This window comes from Methylobacterium sp. P3_A11 (genome assembly GCF_056403155.1).
The window spans coordinates 1-8579 of sequence record NZ_JBFUGA010000166.1 but is presented as its reverse complement, the minus strand read 5'-3'; the positions used below and the strand labels follow the sequence as shown (position 1 = coordinate 8579).

The 8579-nt window shown below is 71.7% G+C and carries 4 protein-coding genes, 1 tRNA gene and 1 pseudogene; 2 read left to right on the top strand and 4 right to left on the bottom strand.

Annotation, left to right across the window (positions count from 1 at the left end; translation table 11 throughout):
• Both AC1DXK_RS29185 and AC1DXK_RS29180 read left to right on the top strand, forming a co-directional pair.
• A pseudogene (locus AC1DXK_RS29185) lies at positions 1–438 on the top strand (hypothetical protein); the annotation flags it as partial.
• Between the two features lie 156 nt (positions 439–594).
• Positions 595–1212 carry an endonuclease III domain-containing protein gene (locus AC1DXK_RS29180; protein ID WP_457104969.1) on the top strand — a complete coding sequence of 206 codons (618 nt, stop codon included), beginning with the start codon at positions 595–597 and terminating at the stop codon, positions 1210–1212.
• Between the two features lie 11 nt (positions 1213–1223).
• On the opposite strand, the gene AC1DXK_RS29175 is transcribed toward AC1DXK_RS29180, so the two are convergent.
• The 4 genes from AC1DXK_RS29175 to AC1DXK_RS29160 form a co-directional block, all read right to left on the bottom strand.
• Complete coding sequence (locus tag AC1DXK_RS29175; RefSeq protein WP_457104970.1) at positions 1224–1541, bottom strand: HPr family phosphocarrier protein; 318 nt, start codon at positions 1539–1541, stop codon at positions 1224–1226.
• Positions 1542–1670: 129 nt separating this feature from the next.
• Positions 1671–6023 (bottom strand): translocation/assembly module TamB domain-containing protein, encoded by a 4353-nt coding sequence (locus AC1DXK_RS29170; RefSeq protein ID WP_477299591.1) that lies wholly within the window; start codon positions 6021–6023, stop codon positions 1671–1673.
• Positions 6024–7925 carry an autotransporter assembly complex protein TamA gene (locus AC1DXK_RS29165; protein WP_457104972.1) on the bottom strand — a complete coding sequence of 634 codons (1902 nt, stop codon included), beginning with the start codon at positions 7923–7925 and terminating at the stop codon, positions 6024–6026.
• 459 nt (positions 7926–8384) lie between these two features.
• Positions 8385–8461 (bottom strand) — tRNA-Met (locus AC1DXK_RS29160).
• Positions 8462–8579: the final 118 nt, after the last annotated feature.

Below are 8579 nucleotides of genomic sequence, written 5' to 3'. Positions count from 1 at the left end.
CTGCGGACGCGGCTCGGGGCGCTGCGTCGCCCGATCCGGCTCGTCGGTGAGACCGGGGCCGTGGCGGATCCCGCCCCACGCACCCCGATCCCGGCCGCGGGCCGCGCGATGCGGCCCCGGCCGGTCCCGGCCGGCGACCTGATCGGTGTGCGGCCGGCGGGCTGGGAGGCGGCCGCGTCCGAGATCCTCTCCGTTACCGAACCGGCTGCCGTCCGCGACGCGGTGGAGACCTTCCTGGCCCTTGACGCCCGGACTGCCGCCCGGCCGATCATCGCCGATCCGGCGGAGGCGTCGCTCGTCCGCGTAGTCACCCGGCTGTTCGCCCGCCGCGGCGCGTTGCGGGTCGAGTTCCTGCGCCGAGCTGGCGCCATCGTCGCCGGCACGCTCCATCTGGGCGTCGGTCCCGCCGCGGTGCCCTGGCGGCGGGCGCGGGCCTGATCGGTCAATCCGCCGCGCGCCGCGCGGCTGTCGGCCGGTCCGGACGAATCCTAGCTGGCGCCCATGACCCGCGACACCCCGCACGGCGTACGACCCGCTCCGCGCCGGAGGGCCGTCTCGCGATCCGCGTCCTCGACGCCGGGCGATGTCGATCGCGTGACGGCTGTGCTCGCCCGACTCGAGGCCGCGGACCCGGACCCGAAGGCCGGGTTCGACGACACCGATCCGTTTCGCCTCCTCGTGACCGTGCTGTTGTCGGCCCAGTCCACCGGACCGACCGTCTCCCGCGTCGCGGACGCGCTGTTCGCCGTGGTCCGGGATCCCGCCGGGATGCTGGACCTCGGCGAAGCGCGGATCATCGCGATCATCCGGCCGGTCGGGCTCGGGCCGTCGAAGGCGCGCAACATCGTCAGGCTCTCGGCGGCCCTGATCACCGACCACGGCGGCACCGTCCCGCGCAGCGCGGCAGAGATGCGCCGCCTCCCCGGAATCGGTCGCAAGAGTGCCGAGGTGACGGCGAATTTCGCCTTCCACGAGCCGGTGATTGCGGTCGACACGCACGTGTTCCGCGTCTCGAACCGGATCCCGCTGTCCTCCGGGCTCACGGTGGATGCCGTGGCGGATGGTCTCGCCCGGACCGTGCCCGAGCGCTTCAAGGACGGCGCCCATGTTTGGCTGTTCCGGCACGGGCGCGACACGTGCACGGCCCGGAAGCCTGCCTGCCTCGGCTGCCTGGTCTCTGATCTGTGCACCTGGCCGGGCAAGGCCGTCTGACTTGAGCCGCGCTACTCGTCCTCGCCGAAGCGGTTCGCCAGCAGCGCCTCGATGGCGTCGAGGCACGTCTCGGCATCCGGGCCTACGGCGGTGACGGCGATGCGCGTGCCCATGGCGGCACCCAGGGTCAGCAACCCCATGATCGAGCGTCCACCGACAGTCTCCCCGGCCCGGGTCACCGTCACGGCTGAGTCGTAGCGCTCCACGGTCTGCACGAATTTCGCCGATGCGCGGGCATGCAGGCCCCGCTTGTTGATGATGGGCAGCATTCGGAGGAGGCCGCCCTCCGGAACCGGCGGATCGTCGTCCGTCTCGAAAAGCTCGTCCATCGCCCCTGATGTTTCCCGCCCGATCCGCGGCCGTTGCGGCCGTCTAAGCCGAACCTAAACCATTGACCTCGCGTGTCGATCCCGCGGCGTCGCGGCACTGTCGCACGCGGGTGCCCCGGTCTTCGCGGGCTACCACTCGTACTCGGCGCCGACCCCGAGACTGGTTCGGCCGTCGCTCCCGGCCTCGCCCTTCAGCTTGATCCGGCGGGTCACGTCGAAGTCGACGCCAACGGCCGTGTCGGCGGGCTTCGCTCCGGCTTTCACACCGACGCTGACGCGATCCGAAATGTAGCGCGAGGCGCCGAGCGCGGGGCCGCCGCTCGCTCCGGTGGAGACATCCAGGCTGTCCAGGCCGAGGCCCTTGCGCGCCTGCTCGAACATGTCCGGCCCGGCCGAGCCCCCGGAGAGCTGCGCGATCGCCTGGGCGAGCTGCAGGGCCTGAAACGGAGAAAGACCACCGGCCGCCTTCTTGAACAGCAGACGCGCGAGGATCTCGTCCTGCGGGAGGACCGGATCCGAGGTCAGGGCGAATTGCGGTGCGTCGGCGGGACCGGACACCGCCACCCGAGCGGTCACATCCGCGGCCTTGGTTTCGGCGGCGAAGTCGAGTTCCGGCGTGGTCAGGCTGCCCGCGAAGGTCAGGCGTCCGCGGCTGAAGTCCAGACGCTGACCGACGAGTTCGAATTGCCCCCGCCGCATCGAGAAGGCGCCGACGGCATTCGGCGCCGCGGAGGTTCCCGTGACCCGAAGCGCGCCGCCGAGTTCGGCATCGATGCCACGGCCGCGTACGAAGATGCGGCTCGGCGCGTTGATCGCCACGTCCAGGATGGCGTCGAACGGCACCGGCGGCTTTTTCGGCCGCCGTCCGGGACGGGTCGCAGCCTTCCGTTCGGCCTGCTGGGCGAGGCGCGCTCGCGCATCCGGCGGCGTGTTGACGTGGCGCACGCCCGGAAGCGGCCGGACCGTGGCCGGCAGCCGGTCCGGAACGGCGACGTCGATGGACACGACATCGATCCGGCCCGCGATCCGCGGGGTGCGTGCCAGGGGGCCGGACAGGGTGAGATCGACGCCGGACACGGCCGTCATCAGCGGGCTCGATACGAGTTCGGCCTTCTCGGCGGTGACGTGGAAATTCCCTGGGAAATCGGGCTCGAGGGCGACGCGACCCGTGACCGAGACCCGGCCGCCGTTGCGGGTCGCCGCGGTCAGCCGTTCCACCACGACGCTGTCGCCGCGGCCAGTGACGCGGCCCTCGATCGCAGTGAGGCGGATGCCGTTCAGGGGATCGTTGAAGCTGCCGCCGGTCAGGACCGCCGAGCCCTCCGCCCGCGGCGCCGCCAGAGTGCCGGTGACGCCCCCGTCGACGGCGACCTTTCCGGCGACGCTCTGGCCGCCGGCGCTCAGGAGAGAATTGGCGAGTGCCGCGTCGAGGATTCCGCGGGCGCGGAGATCCAACGGACCGCCGGCCTCCACGGGGAGCGCGCCCGAGACCGTCAGCGCGACGCCGCGCCCGGCGGTCACCCGGCCGTCCAGGCGCGCCTGCCCGTCCGAGAGCGTGCCCTTGGCGGTGGCATCGATGGGCGGCAGGCCGGCCTGTCGGACCTGGGGTGCCACGAGCTTCGTGACGGTCAGCGCATAGTGTCCCTCGGGGCGCGCCGTCGTCCCGTGCAGGTCCGCCTCGCCGTCCAGGATGCCCGACAGGCCGAGATCCGGCACGGCGATCCGGGCGAGCGACAGCGGCAGGGCGCGAATCGCGACGCGCAGGTCGAGATCGCGTCCCGCCCGACCCGCGACCGTGACGCGGCCCGAGCCGGCCGCGATGGACAGACCGTCGATCACGGCGCCGCCATCCTGCAAGGTCAGCGCCGCCGGTCCGGTGAGGGCGAAGCGATCGCTTCCCCGGGCCGCCGACAGGCGCTGGATCTCGATGCGCGTCTCGTCCGCCGGGACGACCCGCGCGGCAGCATCGAGGTTGAAGCCGCGGGCCTTGGCGGTCACGGTCACGTCGCTGAAGGCCGGGCTGCCGGCGGCGGCCAGGCGGAGTGTGTCGATCTGCTGCCCCGCGGTGACGAGCCGCTCGGCGTCGATGCGCCCGTCGAGGACCGGGTGGGCGCGCAGGTCGTGACCCGTCAGATCCGCGTCGAGGCGCGACAGAGCGGATGATCCGTAGCGAAGACCTGCTCCGGTGGCGCGGAGGGCCGCGTCCTGACGCCCGCCGTCGCGCGCCAGGGTCACGGAACCGTCGAGCCGGCCTGCGACCGGGTTCGGGAGCAGCGGTGCTATATCGGCCAGCTCGCCGGCCTTCACGGTGAGCGATCCGGCCGAGAGCCACGTGTCGGCCGCGACTGTCGCATGGCCGGCGAGGGTCACCGAGCCGAGGGTGAGGCCGAGCCGGTCGAGGACCCAGTCTCCTCCGATGCGTGCGAGATGCGCCTCTCCGGTGAGCGCATTGCCGGCCACGTCGCCGCCGAGCCGCATAGTACCGTCCGGCGCGAGAATCGCGTCACGCAGGACCGCCTCGGCGCGGAGGTTCCGGATCGGCTTTCCATCTGCAGTGGCGGCCGGCGCCGTCAGGGTCGCCGTCACGTCCGGATGTTCCATGGAGCCGGACAGCCGGGCCTCGACGCCCGCGCGCCCGGTCAGCCGCCCGTCGAGGTCCGCGAGACTTTTGAGGTCGAGGCGAGCCGTCACGTCCGCGGCGGTCGCGGTCGCCTGTCCTTCCAGCGTCGCGGTGAGCCCCGCGCCCTCCAGGCGCAGGTGTTCGAAGCCGTAGCCGTCGAAGGACTGAGAGATCCGCCCCTGCAGGGTGGGGGTGCGGCCGAGGGTGCGGTCGGCGGCGCGGTTGCCGGTGACCAGGCCGCCGGCGGTCACGGCGAGGTCGGCGGCGAGGGCCTTGCGGGCCGGGTCGYCGCTGAGCCGCGCCTTGGCATCGAGGCTCCCGGCAAGGCCCTGTCCGGCGAGGCCGGAGAAGACGGACAGGTCGGGCAGCGCCGCATCCAGTGTCCCTGTCAGGGTGTTCTGTCCAAGCCGACCGGCATAGGAGGCCCGCGCCGTGTCCGATTCGAGCCGCAGCGTCGAGACATCGACGATGCCGTCGGCCCCCGAGGCGGCCCGGAACGTCACCTGCGCCCGGCTGCCGATCGCCCGGCGGAGGGCCGGGTCGGACAGCTTCAGCCCTTCCACCCGTCCGTCCGCCGTGATCGCGAAACGCTGCGTCGCGGGCTCGCCCTCGGGGGTGATGCCGAGATTCGCCTCGATCCGGTCGAGGCTGGACTCACGACTGTGCAGGCCGGCGGCGTCGAGGCGTCCCCGCACCGTGGGAGCGCTCAGCTTTCCCTTGAGGCTCCCGTCGAACACCAGCTTGCCGATCTCGGCCTCGCCGGCCCGGGTGACCTCGCCCTCCGTCGGTACCGCCCGGGCCTGGAGCGTCAGGTCGGCGACGCGATCCGGGCTCAGGCTGCCGCCGGCCGCGAGACGCGCCGTGCGGGAGGTCAGTTCCAGCCGGTCGATGCGGAAGGCGCCACTATCCGCAAAGGCGAGGCCGCCGTCCAGCTTGGTGGTGCCGGCGAAGACCGCGGCTGCCGGACCCGGCATCAGCCCTTCGATGCGCGCCGCGAGATCGAGGGCGAGGCGCCGCTCGGCGCCGATACGGGAGATCTTCGCGCCACCCCTGGCGCCGATCTCGGGGCCGGCCGCGAAATCGAGCTTGGCCGCCCACGCGTCGAGCGTCCCTGTCCCGGCCAGGTCGAAGTCGATCGGCGGTGTCCCGGGAAGGTTGGCCGCCTTCGAGAGCAGCCCACCCGCCGGCTCGACGAGATTCGCCTTCAGTTCGAGCCGCTCGCCGTTCGGCACGAACAGGAGCGACAGCAGGAAGCGGCCCGGCGTATCGAGGCGCTGCGCCCTGGCCTGCAGGTCGAGCCCCTCGCTGGCTGCGCCGAGCCGCGCCCGGCCTTCGGCGGACAGCCGCGCGGGTTGACCGGCGACGGCCTCGCCGAGCGTCAACTCCGCCAGCTTGAAGCTCTTGATCTCGACCTTCACCGGCAGGTCGGGCAGCAGCTTGCCGTCGGGCTTCGCCTCCGGCGGCGGTGGCCCAGGGACGGGGCGGCGCAGAATGTCGAGACGCCCGATCTCCAGGCTCTCGACCTCGAGCCGTCCCGACAGCAGGGCGAGTCGGCGCCAGACGATGCGGGCTCGGTCGAGCTTCAGCCAGACGCCGTCGCGGTCGCTCAGCGCCACGTCCCGGATGGTGGCGTCCGAGGACAGGGCGCCGTCCACCGCCCCGATCGCCACCCGCGACGACGGTGTCGAGAGCGCCCGAGACAGGAGGCTACCCAGGACCGACCTGTCGCCCTCTTCGGCGCGCGTCCGCGTGACGGCCCAGGGCAGTAGCAGGGTCATGCAGATCAGGACGAGGGCGGCTCCCTGTCTGCCGCGGCGGGACGGATTCGCGGCGCGCCGCGCCGGGCCGGTCCGGTTTTCCATTCAGAACGCCTGCCCCAGGCTAAGATACAGAACGGCCGGGCGGACGTGCCCGCCTTTGTAGGGGTCGAGCGGAAAGGCGAGATCCGCACGGATCGGGCCGATGCCCGTGTAGTAGCGCAGGCCGATGCCGACCGATTTCCGGATCTTCGCGTCGAAATCCGGCGTCGCCGAGGCGAAGGCGGTGCCGGCATCGAAGAACGGCACCACGCCGATCGTGTCGGTGACCTTGATGCGGGCTTCCAGAGACGCTTCCAGCAGGCTGCGACCGCCGATCGGCAGGTTGTACGGACCGATCGGTCCGAGGGTCCGGTACGGGTATCCGCGCACGGAGCCGCCGCCCCCTGCGAAGAACCGGAAATTGTCCGGGATATCCCCCAGGGGCGCACCGGAGACCGAGCCGAAGCCGATCCGGCCCGCCAGGATGGTGCGGGCCTCGTCGTCGAGGGCGTAGTAGGTGGAGCCCTGCGCCTTGGCGACGACGATGCCGGGCGAGGAGATCGCCCCGGGATAGACCGCCAGCGATGCGATGGCCCGGACGCCCCGGGTCGGATCGAGGAGGCTGTCGGTAGAATCGTAGGTCATCGAGGCTGGAACTCCGATCAGCCGGTAATCGACCGTGCCGAGCGCGTCCTTCGAGCGGCCGAACTGGGCGTCCAGGCCGACCTGTGCCGAGAAGGTGTCGGAAAACCGGTGCCGGATCGCCCCGGAGGCGCCGCCGCCATCCACCAGGTAGCTCTGCTGCACCTCGCGGGTGACGAAGGCGTTGGCCAGCAGGTCGTTGCGCGTTCCCCACAGCGCCGGCTGGACGTAGGTCGCCGAGAGACGTCCGCCCAGACCGTTGGTGCCGATGCCGGCAGCCTTGCGCTGGTTGGCGAACGGGTCGTTGCCGAGGCCCAGATAATAGATGTCGGCATCGAGCCGGAAGGTCTCGCCGCCGCCGAACAGATTCCGGTTGGCGTAATAGGCGCGCACCCCCGGGCCGTCGACGGTCGAGTATCGCGCCGAGACGCCGACGAGGTTGCGCTCCCGCTCGCTGACCTCGACGAACAGGGGCAGGTTGCCGTCCGCGTCCAGTGCCGTACCTTCGCGGACGCGCACGCCGCCGACCCCCTCGATCCGGGCGACCGACCGCCGAATCGCCGCCACCGCCTGGGGCGAATACGGATCGCCCGGCTCGGCATAGATGAAGGAGCGGATCGTGGCCGGATCGATGCCGGGGGCGCCCCTCACCGCGACCGCGCCGAGTCTGGCCACGGGCCCGGGATCGACCGTGAAGGTCACGTCCATCACATGGGCGGAGTCGTCGACCACCGGATCGCGGGCGACGACCTTGGCGAAGGGGTGGCCCTGCGCGCGGAAGTGGTCGACGATCTGCGCCTCGCGGGCCAGCACCGTGGCGGAGCGGGCGGGCACATCCGCATCGACGCGGGTGATGCGCGGCGGCAGAATGATATCCGGGAAGGCATGTCCCGCTAGGTCGCGAGCCTCGATCCGGCGCACACGATAGAGCGGCCCGAGATCGACCGCGATCCGGACCGGGACCAGGCCGCGATTGCGCCAGGTCTCGGCGGCCCTGACCGCGGCCAGCGACGCGCCCGCCGCCGGCACGCCGTCGACCCAGACCGTCACCGTTCCTTGGTAGTAGCCGTAGCCCGAGAGAACGTCGGCGAGCTTGGCGCGGTCGGTCTCGGCCCGGCGCAGCAGGCCTTCGCCATCGGGTGGCGGCTCCTGGCGCAGACGGTAGAGGGTCGCGGTGTCCTGCAACGCCCGAAGCACGTCGGAATCGTCGGTACCGGTGATCCGCAGCGCGTATGGCAGGGCCGCGGGACTGGGCGCGGGCGGCTCCGGTTCGCTGCCGAACAGACCGAACAGGTCGAAGGCGCCCGCCGGGACGGGGGCCAAGGCGGCGAGTGAGATAGCGAGCAGGACAAGACGAGGCAGCCGCAATGCGCGCCAGAGCTCTGTTCTGTCCGGTTGCTTGTCGGGAGCGGAAACTCGCAAACCGCGGTCTTCAGCCCCGATCGAGGTCGGCGGTGCCGCCCGCGTCAGCCATCATCGTCGATCCCCCCTTACGCCGCAGAACGGCGTACCCCGTTCCATCTTAAAGCCAGGTGCCTCTGAGTCCAACACCGGCCGCAAGGCCCCGAACGGCGACTTCCGGGATCGATCGTCGCGGAGTGCCGCATGCTGACGTTTCGGGCTTGAGAGATCGTTGGCACGGCGCGCGCGAGCCCCCCCTCCCCTGCTGGCACTCCGCTCCGGAAGCGCTTCCCGCGCGATCGCACGCAAGCGCGATCGGCCGCATCCCAAAGAAAAACCCGCCGCGCATGTGAGCGTGGCGGGTTGTTTGGTATTGGGATTTGGTTGCGGGGACAGGATTTGAACCTGTGACCTTCAGGTTATGAGCCTGACGAGCTACCGGGCTGCTCCACCCCGCGCCAAGTGTGTGCGGCTGGTCCGGAGTGCGCCGGCTCGTGTGAGCGCGGGCGGTGTGTCCGGGGCCGGATCGGTGTTCGTGTCGAGGGAATGCCGGTCTGGACCGGTGTTGTTTGCGAT

Excerpts from the sequence above, each read along its gene's own strand:
- AC1DXK_RS29175 (WP_457104970.1), bottom strand. The coding sequence starts at position 1,541 with ATGGACGAGCTTTTCGAGACGGACGACGATCCGCCGGTTCCGGAGGGC.